The following is a 17,983-nucleotide window of genomic DNA, read 5'->3' as shown; positions in this document are numbered from 1 at the left end:
AACGGCATGACCGATCTGCAGCACGTCGGCGTCCTGGGCTTCGGGACCATGGGTGCCGGGATCGCGCAGGTGCTGGCCCAGTCGGGCCGCACCGTGACGGTCCTGGAGACCGACCAGGCCCGCATCGACGCCGGCACCGGCATCCTCACGGCCTTCCTGGACGGCGGGGTCACCCGCGGCAAGACCACCGGGCAGCAGCGGGACGAGGTACTGGCGCGGGTCTCCGGCGTCACCGACGCCGCCGGGCTCGCCGAGGTCGACCTGGTCATCGAGGCGGTGACGGAGGACCGCGACGTCAAACGCGACCTCTTCGCCCGGGTCGCGGCGGAGGTGGGGGAGCAGACCGTCCTCGCCACCAACACCTCCGCGCTGTCGGTGACCGACCTGGCGACCTCCGTGGCCAACCCCGGCCGGTTCGCCGGCCTGCACTTCTTCAACCCGGCGCCGCTGATGCGCGTGGTCGAGGTCGTCCGGGCGCTGCAGACCGACGAGGCCGTCGTCGACCGGCTGGTGGCGCTCGTCGAGTCGATGGGGAAGACGCCGGTGGTGGTCAAGGACCGCCCGGGCTTCCTGGTCAACCGGCTGCTCATGCCCTACCTCAACGACGTCGTGCAGGCGTACGACGAGGAGCTGGCCAGCGCCGAGGACATCGACGTCGCCGTCAAGCTCGGCCTGGGCCACAAGCAGGGACCGCTGGAGCTGCTGGACATGATCGGCCTCGACGTCCACGACCACGCGACCACCAGCGCCTACGAGGCGACCCTCGACCCGCGGTTCGCCTCGCCGCCGCTGCTGCAGCAGATGGTGGCCGCCGGCAACCTCGGACGGAAGAACGGCCGGGGCTTCCGCACCGGGACGGAGCAGGGCTGATGGCCTACGACGACATCACGGTCAGCGCCGACGACGCGGTCCTGACCCTCACGATCAACCGCCCGGACGCAGGCAACAAGCTCCGCGCCCAGACGTGTCTGGAGCTCTTCGACGCCCTGCAGCGCTTCCGGCTGGACCCCGCGCTGCGGGTCGCGGTGCTGACCGGGACCGGCGACAGGTTCTTCTGCATCGGCGGCGAGCACGACCCGCTGACCTCGCTCGACCAGTCCCAGGTGCTGCCGATCATCGACGTCTACCAGGCGATCGACACCATCTCCAAGCCGGTGGTCGCCGCCGTCAACGGTTTCGCCGTGGGCGGCGGCAACGTCCTGCACACCGTCTGCGACCTGTCGATCGCATCGGAGACGGCGGTGTTCCGGCAGGTCGGGCCCATGGTCGGCAGCTTCGACGCCGGCTACGGCACCTGGTACCTGGAGGACACCATCGGGCGCAAGCGCGCCAAGGAGATGTGGTACCTGAACGCCAAGTACAGCGCTGCGCAGGCGCTGGCCATGGGCCTGGTGAACGAGGTCGTCCCGGCCGCCGAGCTCATGGCGCGGGCCACCGAGGTCGCCCGCACGATCGCCACCCGCAGCCCCCTGGCGATCGGGGCCCTCAAGACGGCGTTCTCCGGCCGCCACAACGGCGTCTCGGGGCAGGCGCGCTTGGCTCACGACCAGTACCTGACCGCCTACCTGACGACCGGTGAGGCGCACGAGGTGAGCGCCTCGTTCGCCGAGCGCCGTCCACCGAACCCGGACCGGTTCTGGTCGTGACCTGGCTGGGTCCCGTCCTCGACGACGACCAGCGGGACGTCGTCGCGGTGCTCACCGCGCTGACGACCGGGCGGGACGTCGTCCTCACCGACGATCCCGCACAGGTCGCCGAACTGCGCGGGGGGCTGGCCGAGCTGGGGCTGTGGACCCTCGGCACTGCCGAGGCGCTCGGCGGCGGAGGAGCGCCGTGGCCGGTCACCGCGGTGGTCCTCGAGGGGCTGGGCCGCTCCTGGCCGGCCCTGGGTCTGGCCGCGGCGCACGCCCATGCCGCCGTGGAGGCGCTGGCGCCCTCGGGCGCCGACCCCGACCTCGTCGCCGCCCTGCACGAGGGCCGCGCCGCCGTGGCGGTGGTCGAGCCGGACGGCACCGCGGTGCACCTGTCCCGCGACGCGCAGACGGTCACCGGGAGCGTCGACCGGGTCGACGCCGCCGCCGAGGAGGTCCACCTGCTGGTGCTGACCGGCGGGGACAGCGCCCTGCTGCTGCGGCCCGCCGCCCTCACCCGGGGTGCGGTCCTGCGGCGGACCGGCCTGGCGGGGGCGCTGACCGCCCCGCTGCGCGTCCTCGGGCGCCTGGGGGAGACGGCGCAGGAGCTGACCGGCGTGCCGGTGCCCGCTGTCCGGGCGCGACTGCGCCTGGCCGCCGCGGCCGTGGCCGTCGGGATCGCCGGTGCCGCCGCCGACGCAAGCCGCGAGTACGCCCGCGCACGGCGGCAGTTCGGCGGGCCGCTCACCGACCTGGCCTCCGTCCGCGCGGCACTGCTCGCCCAGGCGTCGCGGACCTCCGTCGTCCTCGGTGCGCTGCTCGCGGCCGACCCCGGCTCGTCGCTGGGGGCGACCGCACTCCTGCGGGAGGCGTGCGACGCGGCAGTCGACGTCGCGGCCGGCGCGCTGCAGTCCCACGGCGGCTACGGCTACCTCGCCGAGTACCCCGTCGAGCGGTTGCTGCGGGACGCGGTCTCGCTGCGCGCGGCGGTCGATGCCATGGGCACGGCAGCCCCCCAGGGACGCGCCCTCGTCGGCGCGGTCCCCGCCTGAGCCGGACCGGACGGAGGAGCAGTCGTGCGGGACGCGGTGGTGGTGGAGGCGGTGCGTACGCCAGTGGGGCGGCGCAACGGGAGCCTGGCCGGGGTGCACCCGGTGGATCTGTCGGCGCACGTGCTGGGCGCGCTGGTGGAGCGGGCGGGCGTGGACCCCGCGCTGGTCGAGGACGTCGTCTGGGGATGCGTGTCCCAGGTGGGCGAGCAGACGTGGGACGTCGGCCGCACGGCGGCGCTCGCCGCAGGGTGGCCCGAGACGGTGACCGGCGTGACGGTCGACCGGCAGTGCGGTTCCTCGCAGCAGGCGCTGCACTTCGCGGCCGCCGGCGTGGTCGCCGGCCACTACGACGTCGTCGTGGCCGGCGGCGTCGAGTCGATGTCCCGCGTACCGATGGGCAGTGCGGTGGGTACCGCCGATCCGTTCGGCTCCCGCTACGCGAGCCGGTACGGCGGGCCGCCGGACCAGCGGGTCGGCGCGGAGATGATCGCCGAGCAGTGGGGGCTGACCCGTACCCGGTGCGACGAGTTCGCCGTGGCGTCCCACGAGAAGGCGGCCGCGGCGCGCGCCGTCGGCAGCTTCGCCGGGCAGATCGCGCCGGTGTCGCTACCCGACGGCACGCTCGTCGAGGAGGACGGCGGCATCCGCCCGGGCACCACGGCGGAGGTGCTGGGTCGCCTGCGGACGGTGTCGCCCGACGGCGGGGTGGTCACCGCGGGCAACGCCTCGCAGATCTCCGACGGCGCCGCGGCGCTGCTGGTGACGACCTCCGCACGCGCCCGTGAGCTCGGGATGACCCCGGTCGCGCGGGTCCACACGGCGGTCGTGGCCGGCGCCGACCCGGTGATGATGCTGACCGCGCCGATCCCCGCGACGGAGAAGGCGCTGCGCCGCAGCGGCCTGTCCCTGGACGAGATCGGCGTCTACGAGGTCAACGAGGCCTTCGCACCCGTGCCGCTGGCCTGGCTGGCCGAGACCGGTGCGGACGAGGCCCGGCTGAACCCGCTCGGCGGGGCCATTGCCCTCGGGCACCCGCTGGGTGGGTCGGGTGCCCGCATCACCACGACCCTGCTGCACCACATGCGCGAGCGCGGGATCCGCTACGGGCTGCAGACGATGTGCGAGGGCGGCGGCCAGGCCAACGCCACGGTCTTCGAGCTGCTCTGATCCCGCGCGGCCCCGACGACGGAGGGCCGCCCGGTCGACTCGCGTCGACGGGGCGGCCCTCTGTCGTGCTCGCTGGGATCAGCGGTTGCCGTACAGCGTGGGCAGCTGCGCGTCGTAGTTGATCCACACGGCCTTTGCCTCGGTGTACTCGTGCATGGCCTCGAAGCCCATCTCGCGGCCGTACCCGCTCTGCCCGACGCCCCCGAACGGGGACCCGGGGTTGACCCGCTTGTAGGAGTTCACCCAGACCATGCCCGCACGGAGGGCGTGCGCGACCCGGTGCGCCCGGGCCAGGTCCCGGGTCCACAGCCCGCCGCCGAGGCCGTAGTCGGCGTCGTTGGCGATCGCGAGTGCCTCCTCGTCCGTGCGGAACCGCTGGACCCCCACGACCGGGCCGAAGACCTCCTCGCGGGCGAGCCGGTGGGTCGGCTGCGTCGCCACGACGGTGGGCTCGATGTAGCAGCCCCCCGTCAGGGCGGGGTCCGTGGGTGCCTTTCCGCCGGTGAGAATGGTGTCGCCGTCGTCCTCCGCGATCTTCATGTAGTTGATCACGCGGTCGCGGTGTCCCGGCGAGGTGAGCGGACCCATCTCGGTGCCCGGGTCCTTCGGGTCGCCGAGCCGGATCCCCTCGGTGAGCGCGGTGAACCGCTCGAGGAACTCGTCGGCGATCGCCTCGTGCAGGATGAGCCGGCTGCCTGCGATGCAGGCCTGCCCCTGGTTGTGGTAGATCGCGAAAGCGGCGCCGTTGACGGCGGCCGCCACGTCGGCGTCCTCGTACACGATGTTCGCGCCCTTGCCACCCAGCTCCAGGTGGACGCGCTTGAGGTTGCCCACGCTGGCGCTGACGATCCCGCGCCCGACGGCCGTGGACCCGGTGAACGACACCTTGTCGATCCCGGGGTGCTCGGCGATGCGCTGGCCGGCCGTCGCCCCGTAACCGGTGACGATGTTCACCACACCCGGCGGGAAGCCGACCTCCAGCATCAGCTCGCCGATGCGCAGGGTCGACAGCGGGGTGAGCTCCGAGGGCTTGAGCACCACCGTGTTGCCGGCCGCAAGCGCCGGGCCCATCTTCCAGCTCGTGAACATGAGCGGGAAGTTCCAGGGCACGATCTGACCGACGACGCCGACCGGCTCGCGCAGGACGTAGTCGAGGAACCCGGCCTCGACCGGGACGACGGTGCCCTGCAGCTTGTCGGCCATGCCGCCGAAGTAGCGGAAGGTCGCCGCGGTCCGCGGCACGTCCAGTCCGCGGGTGTCCCGGATGGGGTGACCGGTGTCCCGGGTCTCCAGCAGGGCCAGTTCCTCGGCGTTGGCCTCGATGGCGTCGGCCAGCTTGAGCAGCAGCCGGCCGCGCTGGTCGGCCGGCGTCCCCCGCCACCCCTCGAACGCCGACCGTGCCGCCTGCACGGCACGGTCGACGTCAGGGGCCTTGGCCTCGGCCACCTGGGCGAGCAGCGACCCGTCGTGCGGGTCGTGCACGTCGATGGTCGCGCCGTCGGCACCGGTGACGAACTCGCCGCCGATCAGGAGCTGTGTCTGCATGAGGCTCAGAAGTCGATCGGGTAGGTGGGGGCCTGACCGCTGGCGATCAGGTCCGGGATGGCCTCCGAGCCGTTCTCCCACACCAGCAGCATCGAACGCTTGGGGGAGTAGCCCTGGTGGCGGATGTCGGCCGGCATGGCACAGACGTCACCGGCCTTCATGACCACGCGGGCGCGCACGTTGCCCGTCTCCCGGTCCTCGACCTCCCAGGTGATCTCGTCGGAGATCTGGATGAACCACTCGACCCGGTCGTTGCCGTGGATAATCGGGAGGATGTACTCCTCGGTCGTGGGGCAGAACAGCGACTCCTTGCAGACGCTGGCCACGGAGGGGTTCCACGTCACGTCCGAGCGCGACAGGTAGGCGAAGAGCGAGAACGAGGAGACTTCGCCCTCGAAACCGGGCTCCGGGTAGATCTCCGGCTCGTCCTGCGGCACGTCCGCGAACATGCGGTTGACGGGGTAGCCGGACTCGTCGGTACGCAGCGGCGCGTCGCCGGGCAGCCCGACCATGCGGGACGCGGTGACGCGCTCACGGGTGACTGCGCCGGTGTTGTCACCGTTCTTGATGCCGAAGGCCGACCCGGTCTCGTGCGGCGAGGCGAAGGGGTCGAAGGACTCGTTGGTCCAGTCGTCGAGCACGGCCTTGAACGTCTCGCGGATCTGGGGGGTCTCGACGTTCTCGGAGTAGTCCAGCTCCGCCTTGCGGTAGGACTCGTTGAAGCGGCCCGCGAAGATGTCGACGGTGCCGTAGTGGTTGACCGTGCCGAAGACACCGTCGAAGTTCACGGTGCCGTAGAAGAAGTCCCACGCCACGTCGCGCTGCATGGCGCGCAGGAAGGCGTCGACGCTCATGACGTGGGAACCGGTCGGCCAGCTGATGTAGGCGAAGTACTCGTCGCGCTTGAAGTGGAACTGGCCCAGCGAGAACTCGCGGTAGCCCTCGCTGTTGGGCTCGGTGGCCTGGACCTGGACCTGGGGCTCGGCGATGACGGTCATCTCGGTGCTCCTAGCGTTTCGTCGGATCGGTCAGAGGGACTGGCAGATCTCGGCCCAGCGGAACAGCGTGTCCGGCCCGGCGATGGTCTGCTGCAGCATCACGCCCGGGCGCTCCGCGGAGAAGCGGTAGGCGCAGTTGGCCGGGAGGAGGGTCAGGTGACCGCGGCGGGCCACGACGCGGCCCATCCGCCGGCCCTGCGGCTCGCCGGAGAGCTCGATCGACCCCTGCGAGTCGGCCGGGAGCGCGGGGCTGTCCAGCTTGACCAGCGTGATCTCGACCTCGCCGTCCATGACGAGCGCGAACTCGTCGTGCGCGGCGGTACGCCAGGTGCTGACGCCCTCGGCCCGGATGGCCTCGATGACGTACTCCATGTTCTTGCCCACGGCCGTCTTCTCGTACGGCCGCGCGTTGGCGGCGACCTCGAAGACGTTGGAGAAGGCGTAGTGCCGCGGGTCGTCGTTGATGATCTCGACGCCGCCCTTCTCGAACTGTGCGAGGGAACCGAACTTCGTGGTGTAGCTGGAGCGCTGCTTGCCGTGGAGGGTGTCGGTCGACGTGCTCATGAGCCTGCCTTCTTGTCCATCCGTGACGACACGGTCTTTGTGCGATCGAGGATGCCTGGCGGTGCGGTCTTCGTCAATTGTCCGACCGTTGGAGGATTAGTTGGTGTCAGTCCGTGAGGGCGCGCCGCTGGGCGGCGGCGTGGAGCACGGGTGTGGGGCCGGTGACGACGGCGCGGAACTGCGCGAGGAGGTCGGCGACGTCGTGCTCGTCGGCGAAGTTCAACCGCAGGAACCCCACGCCGGCAGCGGCCAGCTGCAAGACCTGCTCCTGGGCGTCCTCGAAGGTGCCGAACAGGGCGGATCCGCGAGCGGCGGGATCGGCGAGGTGCAGGTCGCGCAGGGCGCGCGCCTCGGCCTCGCTCATCGTCCGGCCGATCGAGACGCCCAGCGCGACGGCGATGCGCGGCCGCACCGCGACGCCCCGGGCAGCCACGGCCCGGCGGGCGTCGTCGGCCAGCGCGGCACGGGGGGCGGCGGCGAGTACGAGAGCGGCGGCGGTGGGGTCGAGAGCGCGGACGAAGGCCCGCTCCGCCCAGGCGCGGTCGCCGCCGAGGGCGGACACGAACTCGGCCCGCGTGTCGCCGGGGGCGTCCACTTCCACCAGGAGGTCCGGGCGCGAGGCGGCCACCGCCGCCAGCCAGCGTGGCGCCTCGGTGACGTCGACGACCGCACCGACCCGGCTGGTCGTGGCCGCCCGGAGAGCGTCCAGTTCGGCCGCCGAGTCCGCCGCCGTCGCGTCGTCCACCGGCAGCCACACGCTGTGGTAGCCCAGCCGGCCTGCCAGCATCGCGATGTGCTGACGCCGGTCCGGGCTGTGATCCCGGCGCAGCGTCAGGCCCAGGCTCAGCAGCATGCTCGACGGTTCCACTACCACTCTCCGAGTGTTCTAATGTCTAACAGTTGCCTTGAACGTACTTCTTGAGCTGACGGGTGTCCAATGCCGATCGCCGTGGTTCCGCAGCTGGTGGTCACGTTGGCCGCCGAACTGCGCCGGCGCGGCGTCCCGGTGGCCTCGAGCGACGTGATCGACGCGGCCCGCGCTCTGCTCCGCGTCGACCTCGGTGCCCGGGACGAGGTCTGTGGCTCGCTGCGCGCGACCCTCGCCAAGAGCCAGGAGGACGCCGCCATCCTCGACCAGCTGCTCGACCGGTACCTGCCACGCGCCCGCCCCGGCGTGGAGCGGTCCGGGGTCGTGCCGTCGCCGGAGGCCGGGGACGGGACCGGGAGCGAGGACGGGGACGGGGCCGCGCCGGGCGATGCCCCGTCCGACGAGGACCTCCTGCACGCGCTGCGCGCCGGGGACGACGCCGCTCTGGAGGAGCTGGCCGAGCGGGCCGTCGACACCTGGTCGGGCCTGGACCAGCAGGTCCGCGGCGAGCGGCACCACACTGCCCGGGTGCTCCGCGGCATGGGACTGGACGCCGTGCTGCGCCAGCTCATCGCCGCCGGACGACCCGACGGGGAGACCGAACGGCGGTTGTCGGCCGCGGAGGCGGAGCGGGACGTCCGGGCCCTGATCCAGATGGTGGAGCGGCTGGTGGGCGAGCGGCTCGCTGCTCTGCACGGCCCCGACGCCTCGGCCGACGAGCGGCTCGACGCCCTCCCGATCCTGACCGCGGGGCCCGACGAGCTCGACGCGCTCCGCCGCGCGGTGCGTCCGCTCGCCCGGCAGATCGCCGCCCGGCTGGGCCGACGACGCCGGCGAGGGAGCGGCCACCTGGACATGCGCCGCACGATCCGGTCCAGCATGGCTTCCGGCGGGGTGCCGCTCGCACCGGTGTTGCGCCGCCGTCGCCCGACCCGGCCGGAGCTGGTCGTGCTGTGCGACGTCTCGGGGTCCGTGGCGCAGTTCGCTCCGTTCACCCTCGCACTCCTGCACGCGCTGCAGGACGAGTTCCAGCGGGTGCGCTCCTGGGTCTTCATCGACGGCATCGTCGAGATCTCCGGGCTGCTCGAGGAGTCCAACGGCATGCTCGACGCCCGCCAGCTGCTGGGACGCCGCGGCCTGGTCGAGGGTGACGGGCGCAGCGACTACGCAGGCGCGCTCCGCTCCTTCCTCGAGCGGTGGCCGTCCGCGATCGGACCGCGCACGACCCTGCTGCTGGTCGGCGACGCGCGCAGCCACGACCGCTCCCCGGCGCTCGCCGAGCTCGCCGAACTGCACCGCAGGTGCCGGCACCTGTACTGGTTCAACCCCGAGCCGGCCGCCGAATGGGACACCGGCGACTCGCTGGCGGGCGACTACGCCGCACACGCCGACCTCATGCGCGAGGTGTCGACGCTGCGGCAGCTCGGCGACGCCGTGGCCGCGCTGCGCTGACCCGACCACCCCGCTCGACGTACGGAGGACCCTCGTGGAGGACGTGTTCGACTCGGTGCAGGACACCCAGGCCCGCCTGGTGGCCACCGGGTACCTGCCCACCGCCCAGATCGCCACGGCGGCCTTCCTGGCCGCCTCCCTGGGCAAGCCGCTGCTGGTCGAGGGGCCGGCGGGGGTCGGCAAGACGGAGCTGGCGAAGGCGATCGCGCAGGCCGTCGGTGCCGCGCTGATCCGCCTGCAGTGCTACGAGGGGCTCGACGAGTCGCGGGCGCTCTACGAGTGGAACTACAAGAAGCAGCTGCTGCGGATCCAGGCCGCGCAGGCCGGCGACGGCGGGGACTGGGGCGCCGTCCACGACGACATCTTCGGCGAGGAGTTCCTGCTCGCCCGCCCCCTGCTGACCGCGATCCGCCGCAGCGACCCGACGGTGCTGCTCATCGACGAGATCGACAAGGCGGACGTGGAGCTGGAGGGACTGCTGCTCGAGGTGCTGGCCGACTTCCAGGTCACGGTGCCCGAGCTCGGCACCATCACGGCGGAACGCCGGCCGTTCGTGCTGCTGACCTCGAACGGCACGCGGGAGCTCTCCGAGGCGCTCAAGCGCCGGTGCCTGTACCTGCACATCGGCTATCCGACGCCGGAGGGGGAACGCGACATCGTGCTCTCCCGGGTCCCCGAGCTGTCGGAGGAGCTGGCGGACGGCGTCACTCGGGTCGTCGCCGCGCTGCGCGGGATGGGCATGCGCAAGCCGCCGTCGATCGCGGAGACCATCGACTGGTCCCGGGCGCTGGCGCGGCTGGGACACGACCGCGTCGACGGGCCCGCCATCGAGCAGACGCTGGGGGTCCTCCTGAAGGACGCCGGCGACCACGAGCGGGCGGTCGAGGCGCTGCAGCTGCGCTGAGGCGCGGCCGGCGGCTCCGGGGTCAGGAGCCGCCGGCCCGCCGTGCGCGGGGGAGTGTGGGCCGGACGCGGTAGCCGATGGGGAACAGCTCCACCCGGCCGCGGGTGAGGCCCCACAGCCCCTTGGGCGCCAGCAGGGTGACCAGCACGGCCACGCCGCCGACCACGACGAGGTACCAGTTGCCGAGGTCGGCCAGGGTGTCCTGGAGCAGGTAGAAGACCAGCGCGCCGATCAGCGGACCCTCGATCGTGCCCAGACCCCCGATGACGACGATGAAGATCATCATCGCCGAGTAGTCCACGCTGAAGATCGCGCCCGGCTGCACCCGCAGCGTGTTGGCCACGATCACCGCGCCGGCCAGGCCGGCGCCGGCCGCGGCGAGCACGAACACCAGCCGCTTGGCCCCGGTCACCCGCACGCCCGAGGACGACGCGGCGGTGGGGTCGTCGCGGATCGCGGTGAGTGCCAGGCCCAGCCGGGAACGCATCAGCAGGTACACGCCGACCACGACCAGCACGGCGATGGCCAGCGCCATCCAGTAGACGTAGGCGATCCGGTACAGCGGCTCGATGCCGGCGAAGGCGGTCAGCGAGGCACCCGAGCCCGCGCCGACCGCGTCGACCTGGGTGACCAGCAGCCGCACCACCTCGGCGATGACCCAGGTGCCGATGGCGAAGTAGCCGCCGGAGAGCCGGAACGCGAGGTAGGACGTGGGCCAGGCGAGCAGGCCGCAGACGACGGCGGCCACCGGCACGGCGAGGAAGGGGTCCACGCCCAGGTTCTGCGCCAGGTACACCAGGCCGTACCCGCCGAGGCCGATCCAGGCCTGCTGGCCGATGGAGACCATGCCGCCGTAGCCGGCCAGCAGGTTCCACGTCGTGCCGAGGACCACCAGGGCGTAGAAGCCGACCAGGTCCACCTGCGTGCCGCGGGTGACGACATAGGGCAGGTAGGCCAGCACGGCGACCAGGGCGACCAGCCCCAGCCCGCCGATGCGGGAGGTCCAGCCGCCGCGCCGGATCCGCGGCACGCCGCCGGGATCCGCGGCGGCCGCACCCGCGCCGGTGGTGGGGGGCTGCAGCTGCGTCACGCGGTCACCGCCGAGGGGAGCAGGCCACGCGGGCGCAGGGCCAGCACGGCGAGGAACACGAGGTGGCCGGCGAGCACGCCGTAGGCGGGGTCGATCGCCGCGCCGACGTTCTGCGCGACCCCCAGGACGACCCCACCGATCAGGGTGCCCCACAGGGACCCCAGACCGCCGATGACGACGGCCTCGAAGGCGAAGATCAGCGTGGTGGCGCCGGCCGCGGGGTCGAAGCTGGACCGGGCACCCAGGAACACCCCGGCGATCGCCACGGTGCCCAGAGCGATCGCGGTGGCCACCGCGTACAACCGCCGGTTGTCGATCCCCATGAGGCGTGCGGCCTCCTGGTCGTCGCTGGTGGCGCGCATCGCGCGGCCGGTGCGGGTTCGCGCGAGGAACTGGCCGAGGCCGGCGATGACCAGCACGCCGATCAGCGCGGCCAGCAGCGGGAACCAGCCGATGGACAGCCCGTCGGCCACCCGGAACCCGCCGGTGCCCAGGCCGCCGACGTCCAGCCGCCGGCTGTCGGCGGAGAAGACCTCGAGCAGCACGTTCTGCAGCACGATGGCCAGGCCGAAGGTGACCAGCAGGGGGGAGAGCTCGCCGCCGCGCAGTGCGCGGTCCAGCAGCCCGCGCTGGAGGAGGTAGCCCACCGCCGCCATGACCGGCACGACGACCAGCAGCGACAGGAACGGGTTCCAGCCCAGCTCGTCGGCCAGCAGCAGCGCGCCGTAGGCGGCGAGGATCGCCAGCACCCCGTGGGCGAGGTTCACGATGCGCATGACGCCGAACACCAGCGACAGCCCGGCGGCCACCAGCGCGTACAGCCCGCCCAGCAGCAGGCCCTGGACGACCGCGTTGACCCAGCTCATCGGCCCACCCCGAAGTACGCGGCGGTCAGCTCCGCCGGATCGATCCGGTCCGCCGGGCCCTCGAGCACCGTGCGGCCCTCGAGCAGGCACTGCACGCGGTCAGCGACGGCCATCGCCTGGTGCACGTCCTGCTCGACCACCAGCACCGTGGTGCCCTGCTCGGTGATCCGCGGGAGGGCGGCGTACAGCTGCGCGACCACGACCGGCGCCAGGCCGAGGGAGACCTCGTCGAGCAGCAGCAGCCGCGGGTTGGCCATGAGCGCGCGGCCGATCGCGACGGCCTGCTGCTCGCCGCCGGACAGGTTCGCCGCGGGGCGGTCGAGCCGTTCGGCGACCAGGGGGAACAGCTCGCAGACCGAGCGCAGGTGCCACGGGCCGGTGCGCCGGGAATAGCCGCCGACCAGCAGGTTCTCCTCGACGGTGAGGCTGGGGAACAGCCTCCGTCCCTCGGGGCTCATGGCGATGCCGTGCTCCACCCGGCGGTGCGCCGGGACGGCGGCGACCGAGGCGCCGTCCAGCCGCACGTCGCCGCGTCGGGGCCGGAGGAGGCCGCAGACGGTCTTCAGGAGCGTGGACTTGCCGGCGCCGTTGGCGCCGATGACCGCCAGGGTCTCGCCCTCGGCCACCGACACGGTGAGCCCGTGCAGCGCGGGGACGTCGCCGTAGGACACGTGCACGTCATCGACCTCGAGCAGGGGAGCGCTCACGCGGTCTCCTCCGCGGCGGGGTCGTCGCCGGCGATGGTGGAGCCGAGGTAGACCTCGACCACCTCGGGGTCGGCGAGCACCGCGTGCGGGTCGCCGACGGCCAGCACCCGGCCGTAGGTCAGGCACATCAGCCGGGTGACGACGGCGACCAGCGCGTGCACGACGTGCTCGATCCAGACCACCGCCACGCCCTGGCGGCCCAGATCGCGAACGGTCTCCACCAGCGCGGGCACCTCGCCCTCGGTGAGCCCGCCGGCGATCTCGTCGAGCAGCACCAGCCGGGGTTCGGTGGCCAGGGCGCGGGCCAGTTCCAGGCGCTTGCGGTCCAGCAGGCGCAGGGCGCCCGCCGGGCTGTCGGCCTGCGCCGCCAGGCCGGCGGTCTCCAGTGCCCGCCACGCCCGCTCGGCCGCGGCCCGCCCGTGGGCGCCGCTACCGAAGGTGGCGGCCACCAGGGCGTTCTCGAAGACCGTCATCCCGCCGAAGGGCCGCGGGATCTGGTAGCTGCGCCCCACGCCGGCGCGGCAGCGGGCCGCCGCGCCGGTGCGGGTGACGTCGGTGCCGTCGAAGCGGACCGTGCCGCTGCCGGGGCGCAGCACCCCGTTGACCACGTTGAGCAGGGTGGACTTGCCGGCCCCGTTGGGCCCGACGATGCCGAAGGCCTCGCCGGGCGCCACGGTGAACGACACGTCGTCGAGGACGGTCAGGCGGCCGAAGCGCTTGCCGACGCCGGCGACCTCGAGCAGCGGTGCGGTCATGAGCCGAGCGGCTCCACCGTGCCGGCGGTCGGGATCTCGGGCGCCTCGCTGTTGCTGACGATGACGAGCTCGAACGGGTGCTCGCCGCCGTCGGTCAGCCGCCACTGGCCGCCGACCAGCGGGGTCTTGGCGACGTTCGGCACCGGGCCCGACGTCCAGTCCAGGGGCCCGACGATCGTGTCGGCCTGCAGGCCGGAGAGCGCGTCGGCGACGGCCTGGCCGTCGGTGCCGTCGGCCTCGGTGAGCGCGGCGACGGCGACCTCGAACAGCGCGTGCACGAAGCCGATCGGCTGGGTCCACTGCCGGCCGGTCTCCTCCTCGTAGGCGTCGGCGAGGTCCTGGGCGCCCTGCCCGGTCAGCGAGCTCTCGTAGGGGTGCTGCGGGCTCCACCAGACCTCGGTGCCCAGGCCGTCGGCGGAGTCGCCGATCGCCTCGACGGCCGAGGGGAACAGGATCGCCTTGGCCACCGTGGCGATGACCGGGCGGAAGCCCTGCTGCTGGGCCTGCTGCCAGAAGGTGGCGAAGTCCGGAGGGATCGGGACGCCGGCCAGGATCTGCGCGCCGGCGCCCTGGAAGGCCGAGATCTGCGCCGAGAAGTCCTGCGTGCCGTTCTCGTACAGGCCCGGGTCGGTGATCGTGTAGCCGTTGGGCTCGACCGCGCCCGGGAAGTCGCCGCTCCACGCGTTGCCGTCGGGGTCGTTGGGCCACAGCGCGCCGACCTGCTGGTTGGTGGTGACCTGGCTCCACATGTCCTGGTAGACCGCCTCGACGTCCTCGAGGCCCCAGAAGAAGTGGTAGGTCCAGTCGAAGGCCTCGTCCTCGGTGCCGCCCCGGCCGAAGAAGAACGGCTGCCACGGGGCGACGGTGGTGATGCACGGGACGCCGTTGGCCTCGCACTGGTCGGCGACCGGGTTCACGGTGTCGGGCGTGGAGGCGGCCAGGATCAGGTCGGCGCCGTCGTCGTTGATCAGCTCCGCGGCCACCTCGCCGGCGCGCACGCTGTCGGACTGGGTGTCCTTGACGACGATCTCGACGGCGTAGGTCGTGCCGCCCAGCTCGAGCGGGTTGTCGGCGAAGTAGGTGGTCATCTGGTCGACGACGAACGCGTCGGCCTCGCCGAAGGCGGCCAGGGGGCCGGTCTGCGGGGTGACGTAGCCGATGGTGAGCGTGGCGTCGTCGCCGCCTCCGCCGGCACCGCCCCCCAGCTCGCCGCCGCAGGCGGTGAGGGTCAGCAGGCCGGCGCTGACGACGGCCAGCACCCGGACGGTGGAGCGGGACGTGCGACGGTGCACGGGATCCTCCTCAACGGTCGAACAATTGACCTATTTGTCTGTTGGGCGTCTACTAGGCAGTGAGTGAACGGCGCGGCGAAGACTGTGTCAACGCCGGGAGCGCATCCGAGTGGACCTGGAGGTCACGGTTTGAACACGTCGCCCTGGAGGCCGGAGGTCAGAGTCCTCGCGGTCGCCGCCGTCACCTCGGGGGCCGGGCGTCGTCCGGGTGCGCGCCCCGGTCCCGTCCGCCGGGACGTGCAGTGACCGCCGCGCGGGAGTCCTTCACCGAGGAGCGTTCGGCCGAGGTGGTGGCGGCGAGTTTCGCGGACACCCCCGACCCGCGGCTGCGCCGGGTGATGACGTCGCTGGTGGAGCACCTGCACGCCTTCGTCAAGGACGTGGAGCTGACCGAGGAGGAGTGGGGCGTCGCCGTCGACTTCCTGACCCGCACCGGGCAGGCGTGCGACGACGTGCGGCAGGAGTTCATCCTGCTGTCCGACGTGCTCGGGGTGTCGATGCTCGTGGACTCGATCAACCACCGCAGCGGGGGGACCGCGACCGAGTCGACGGTCCTCGGTCCGTTCCACGTGGTGGAGTCGCCGCGGCGGGAGCTCGGGGACGACATCGCGCTGGACGGCAAGGGCACGCCCTGCCTCGTGTCCGGGCGCGTGACCGGCGAGGACGGTGAGCCGTTGGCCGGCGCGCTGGTGGACGTGTGGCAGGCGAACGACGACGGCTTCTACGACGTGCAGCAGCCCGGCATCCAGCCCGAGCGCAACCTCCGCGGTCTGTTCACCGCAGCGGCCGACGGCCGGTTCTGGTTCCGGTCCGTGGTGCCGCGCTGGTACCCCATCCCGAGCGACGGTCCGGTGGGAGAGCTGCTGGCCGCCACGGGGCGGCACCCCAACCGGCCGGCGCACCTGCACTTCATCGTGACCGCGCCCGGTCACCGGCCGGTGACCACGCACGTCTTCGTGGCCGACAGCCCTTACCTCGATTCCGACGCGGTCTTCGGGGTCAAGGACGGCCTCGTGCGTGAGGTGCCCGAGGTGGACGACGAGGCCCGTGCCGCCGCGGTGGGTCTGGCCAACCCGTTCCGCACCCTCACGTTCGACGTGACGCTCCGGCGTGCCGGCGGGTCGGTCGGGGCGGCGTCGTGATCGACGCCTTCACCTACCAGGCGCTGCCCATGCGCGTGGTCTTCGGGGCGGGGTCGCTGGACCGGCTGGCGGACGAGGTCGCCGCGCTGGGGATGGACCGGGTGCTCGTCCTCTGCTCGCCCGAGCAGGAGGACACCGGCCACGGGGTGGCGGCGGCGCTCGGCGACCGTGCGGTCGGCGTTCTGGCGGAGGCGCGCATGCACGTCCCGATCGAGGTCGCCGGCAGGGCCCGGGACGTCGCCGGCGAGCTCGGTGCCGACGGCTGTGTCGCCGTCGGGGGAGGCTCGGCGATCGGCCTGGGCAAGGCCGTCGCGCTGGCGCACGGCCTGCCCGTGATCGCCGTCCCGACCACCTACGCCGGGTCCGAGATGACACCGGTGTGGGGCCTGACCGAGGCGGGGGAGAAGCGGACGGGGAGAGACGAGCGGGTGCTGCCCCGCAGCGTGCTGTACGACCCGGCCCTGACCCTCAGTCTGCCACCGGAGCTCTCGGTGACGAGCGGGATCAACGCGATCGCGCACGCCGTGGAGGGGCTGTACGCCCCGGACGCCACGCCGATCGTCTCCCTGATGGCCGAGGAAGGGGTCCGCGCGCTGGTCGCCGCACTCCCGAGGGTGTCGGCCGACGGCGCGGATCTCGAGGCGCGCACCGAGGCCCAGTACGGGGCGTGGCTCTGCGGGGCCGTCCTCGCCGCGACGACCATGTCGCTGCACCACAAGCTCTGCCACACGCTGGGAGGGACGCTGGACCTCCCGCATGCCCAGACCCACACGGTCGTGCTGCCCCACGCGCTCGCGTACAACCAGCCGGCCGCTCCCCGGGCGGTGGCTGCCCTGTCCCGGGCGATGGGCGGGGTCCCGGACCCGGCTCACGCGCTGTGGGAGTTCGCCCGACGGCTGGGAGCGCCCGCCTCGCTGCGGGATCTCGGCATGGCGGAGGCGGATGTCGACCTGGCCGCGGATCTCGCCGTCTCGAGGCCGTACGCCAATCCGCGGCCGGTCACCCGTGACGGGGTCGCGGCACTGATCCGTGCCGCCTGGGCGGGGGACGCGCCCGCGACGGCACTCGAGGGCGTCCGCCCCCCGGCGGGACCGGCGTCCTGACGCGGGAGGCGGCCGCCGTGCCGTCCCCGCGCGACCGTCTGCCCCGACGGTCACGGCAACGAGAGGAGCGCACGCGGTGTCCCAGGACGAGGACTGGAGCGTGACCGGCCTGGTGGTCCACGGCCAGCAGCGGGGCCGGACCATCGGGTTCCGACCGCCAACGTCAGCTGCCCGCCGTCCGCCGTCCTGCCGGACGACGGCGTGTACGCCGGTGTCGCTCGCACCCTGGACGGCCGTCCACCGGTGTACCGCGCCGCGGCCATCTCGGTCGGAACCAACCCCACCGTCGACGGCGCCGAGCGGACCGTGGAGGCGCACCTGCTGGACTTCCACGGCGATCTGTACGGGCGCCGACTGTACGTGCGGTCGGTCCTACGGCTCCGGGGCATGGTCCGGTTCCCCGACATCGACACGCTCGTGGACGCCATCACCCAGGACGTGGTCGACACGCGGTCGGTGGTGGCCGGCTCCTTCCCGGACGCGTTGGTGCCGGAGTCCGACCCGCTCCGTCTCGTTCCGTGAGGCCGCCGCGACACGACCTCGTCCGCCCACCCGGCACGTCGCTGCCACATGACCGGGCATCCGCAGGTGGTGATGCTCGGCGCGGGACGAGCCGGCCCCCGGCTGCTCCCGGCGTACTGCGTGGGCACCGGTGTCCTGGGCTGGGGCGTCGGGACGATCGATGCCGACGAGACGGAGCAGGAGAGCCTGGATGACAGGGTGGCAGTGGGCGTTGTCGGCCTGGGTCGGGGTGGGGATCGTCGTGGTGATGCCCATCGTCGTGGCAGCCACGCCGGACATCCTTCGAGCGCGGTTGCATCGCGCCCGCAGGATGGACGCCGTCGAT

Annotated in this window: 18 protein-coding genes; 9 read left to right on the top strand and 9 right to left on the bottom strand. The window is 73.0% G+C overall.

Going from position 1 to position 17,983, the window contains the following annotated elements; all coding sequences use genetic code 11:
* The first annotated feature begins 6 nt into the window (after positions 1–6).
* The 4 genes from ACI79R_RS22210 to ACI79R_RS22195 are packed head-to-tail and all read left to right on the top strand — an operon-like array spanning position 7 to position 3,850.
* A complete protein-coding gene (locus tag ACI79R_RS22210; RefSeq protein WP_456575854.1) occupies positions 7–870 on the top strand; it encodes a 3-hydroxyacyl-CoA dehydrogenase family protein in 864 nt (287 codons plus the stop codon).
* Positions 870–1,646 (top strand): enoyl-CoA hydratase-related protein, encoded by a 777-nt coding sequence (locus tag ACI79R_RS22205; protein WP_456575853.1) that lies wholly within the window; start codon positions 870–872, stop codon positions 1,644–1,646. The genes ACI79R_RS22210 and ACI79R_RS22205 overlap by 1 nt, the downstream gene beginning before the upstream one ends.
* Positions 1,643–2,683, top strand: a complete 1,041-nt coding sequence (locus ACI79R_RS22200; protein WP_456575852.1) for an acyl-CoA dehydrogenase family protein — start codon at positions 1,643–1,645, stop codon at positions 2,681–2,683. Before ACI79R_RS22205 ends, ACI79R_RS22200 begins: the two co-directional genes overlap by 4 nt.
* A 24-nt stretch (positions 2,684–2,707) precedes the next feature.
* Positions 2,708–3,850 carry a thiolase family protein gene (locus ACI79R_RS22195; RefSeq protein WP_456575851.1) on the top strand — a complete coding sequence of 381 codons (1,143 nt, stop codon included), beginning with the start codon at positions 2,708–2,710 and terminating at the stop codon, positions 3,848–3,850.
* 78 nt (positions 3,851–3,928) lie between these two features.
* On the opposite strand, the gene ACI79R_RS22190 is transcribed toward ACI79R_RS22195, so the two are convergent.
* The 4 genes from ACI79R_RS22190 to ACI79R_RS22175 form a co-directional block, all read right to left on the bottom strand.
* On the bottom strand, positions 3,929–5,395 hold the full coding sequence (locus ACI79R_RS22190) for an aldehyde dehydrogenase family protein (RefSeq protein WP_456575850.1): 1,467 nt from the start codon (positions 5,393–5,395) through the stop codon (positions 3,929–3,931).
* A gap of 5 nt (positions 5,396–5,400) precedes the next feature.
* Positions 5,401–6,393: a hypothetical protein gene (locus tag ACI79R_RS22185; protein WP_456575849.1), complete on the bottom strand. Its 993-nt coding sequence runs from the start codon at positions 6,391–6,393 to the stop codon at positions 5,401–5,403.
* Positions 6,394–6,423: 30 nt separating this feature from the next.
* Complete coding sequence (locus ACI79R_RS22180) at positions 6,424–6,957, bottom strand: hypothetical protein (protein ID WP_456575848.1); 534 nt, start codon at positions 6,955–6,957, stop codon at positions 6,424–6,426.
* Between the two features lie 106 nt (positions 6,958–7,063).
* On the bottom strand, positions 7,064–7,810 hold the full coding sequence (locus ACI79R_RS22175; protein ID WP_456575847.1) for a hypothetical protein: 747 nt from the start codon (positions 7,808–7,810) through the stop codon (positions 7,064–7,066).
* A gap of 84 nt (positions 7,811–7,894) precedes the next feature.
* Between ACI79R_RS22175 and ACI79R_RS22170 the strand changes: the two genes are divergently transcribed.
* Together ACI79R_RS22170 and ACI79R_RS22165 are read left to right on the top strand one after the other, a co-directional pair.
* On the top strand, positions 7,895–9,277 hold the full coding sequence (locus tag ACI79R_RS22170; protein ID WP_456575846.1) for a VWA domain-containing protein: 1,383 nt from the start codon (positions 7,895–7,897) through the stop codon (positions 9,275–9,277).
* 34 nt (positions 9,278–9,311) lie between these two features.
* On the top strand, positions 9,312–10,181 hold the full coding sequence (locus tag ACI79R_RS22165) for an AAA family ATPase (RefSeq protein WP_456575845.1): 870 nt from the start codon (positions 9,312–9,314) through the stop codon (positions 10,179–10,181).
* 22 nt (positions 10,182–10,203) lie between these two features.
* Here the strand turns inward: ACI79R_RS22165 and ACI79R_RS22160 are convergent, their stop codons facing one another.
* The 5 genes from ACI79R_RS22160 to ACI79R_RS22140 are packed head-to-tail and all read right to left on the bottom strand — an operon-like array spanning position 10,204 to position 14,891.
* Entirely contained in the window at positions 10,204–11,271 is a 1,068-nt protein-coding gene (locus tag ACI79R_RS22160) for a branched-chain amino acid ABC transporter permease (protein WP_456575844.1), read from the bottom strand.
* On the bottom strand, positions 11,268–12,137 hold the full coding sequence (locus ACI79R_RS22155; RefSeq protein WP_456575843.1) for a branched-chain amino acid ABC transporter permease: 870 nt from the start codon (positions 12,135–12,137) through the stop codon (positions 11,268–11,270). Before ACI79R_RS22155 ends, ACI79R_RS22160 begins: the two co-directional genes overlap by 4 nt.
* Entirely contained in the window at positions 12,134–12,844 is a 711-nt protein-coding gene (locus ACI79R_RS22150) for an ABC transporter ATP-binding protein (RefSeq protein WP_456575842.1), read from the bottom strand. The genes ACI79R_RS22155 and ACI79R_RS22150 overlap by 4 nt, the downstream gene beginning before the upstream one ends.
* Positions 12,841–13,599 carry an ABC transporter ATP-binding protein gene (locus tag ACI79R_RS22145; RefSeq protein WP_456575841.1) on the bottom strand — a complete coding sequence of 253 codons (759 nt, stop codon included), beginning with the start codon at positions 13,597–13,599 and terminating at the stop codon, positions 12,841–12,843. Before ACI79R_RS22145 ends, ACI79R_RS22150 begins: the two co-directional genes overlap by 4 nt.
* Positions 13,596–14,891 carry an ABC transporter substrate-binding protein gene (locus tag ACI79R_RS22140; protein WP_456575840.1) on the bottom strand — a complete coding sequence of 432 codons (1,296 nt, stop codon included), beginning with the start codon at positions 14,889–14,891 and terminating at the stop codon, positions 13,596–13,598. Before ACI79R_RS22140 ends, ACI79R_RS22145 begins: the two co-directional genes overlap by 4 nt.
* Positions 14,892–15,133: 242 nt before the next feature.
* Between ACI79R_RS22140 and ACI79R_RS22135 the strand changes: the two genes are divergently transcribed.
* The 3 genes from ACI79R_RS22135 to ACI79R_RS22125 all read left to right on the top strand — a co-directional run bounded on the left by ACI79R_RS22135 (position 15,134) and on the right by ACI79R_RS22125 (position 17,658).
* Positions 15,134–16,033, top strand: a complete 900-nt coding sequence (locus tag ACI79R_RS22135) for an intradiol ring-cleavage dioxygenase (RefSeq protein WP_456575839.1) — start codon at positions 15,134–15,136, stop codon at positions 16,031–16,033.
* Positions 16,030–17,136 carry a maleylacetate reductase gene (locus tag ACI79R_RS22130; protein ID WP_456575838.1) on the top strand — a complete coding sequence of 369 codons (1,107 nt, stop codon included), beginning with the start codon at positions 16,030–16,032 and terminating at the stop codon, positions 17,134–17,136. Before ACI79R_RS22135 ends, ACI79R_RS22130 begins: the two co-directional genes overlap by 4 nt.
* 93 nt (positions 17,137–17,229) lie before the next feature.
* Complete coding sequence (locus tag ACI79R_RS22125; RefSeq protein WP_456575868.1) at positions 17,230–17,658, top strand: riboflavin kinase; 429 nt, start codon at positions 17,230–17,232, stop codon at positions 17,656–17,658.
* Positions 17,659–17,983 lie beyond the last annotated feature (325 nt).

This window comes from Blastococcus sp. SYSU D00820 (assembly GCF_054050695.1).
The sequence above is the reverse complement of the archived record's forward strand: the minus strand, read 5'-3'. Positions and strand labels throughout refer to the sequence as shown.

Excerpts from the sequence above, each read along its gene's own strand:
- ACI79R_RS22210 (WP_456575854.1), top strand. The coding sequence starts at position 7 with ATGACCGATCTGCAGCACGTCGGCGTCCTGGGCTTCGGGACCATGGGT.
- ACI79R_RS22205 (WP_456575853.1), top strand. The coding sequence starts at position 870 with ATGGCCTACGACGACATCACGGTCAGCGCCGACGACGCGGTCCTGACC.
- ACI79R_RS22190 (WP_456575850.1), bottom strand. The coding sequence starts at position 5,395 with ATGCAGACACAGCTCCTGATCGGCGGCGAGTTCGTCACCGGTGCCGAC.
- ACI79R_RS22185 (WP_456575849.1), bottom strand. The coding sequence starts at position 6,393 with ATGACCGTCATCGCCGAGCCCCAGGTCCAGGTCCAGGCCACCGAGCCC.
- ACI79R_RS22180 (WP_456575848.1), bottom strand. The coding sequence starts at position 6,957 with ATGAGCACGTCGACCGACACCCTCCACGGCAAGCAGCGCTCCAGCTAC.
- ACI79R_RS22175 (WP_456575847.1), bottom strand. The coding sequence starts at position 7,810 with ATGCTGCTGAGCCTGGGCCTGACGCTGCGCCGGGATCACAGCCCGGAC.
- ACI79R_RS22170 (WP_456575846.1), top strand. The coding sequence starts at position 7,895 with ATGCCGATCGCCGTGGTTCCGCAGCTGGTGGTCACGTTGGCCGCCGAA.
- ACI79R_RS22155 (WP_456575843.1), bottom strand. The coding sequence starts at position 12,137 with ATGAGCTGGGTCAACGCGGTCGTCCAGGGCCTGCTGCTGGGCGGGCTG.
- ACI79R_RS22145 (WP_456575841.1), bottom strand. The coding sequence starts at position 13,599 with ATGACCGCACCGCTGCTCGAGGTCGCCGGCGTCGGCAAGCGCTTCGGC.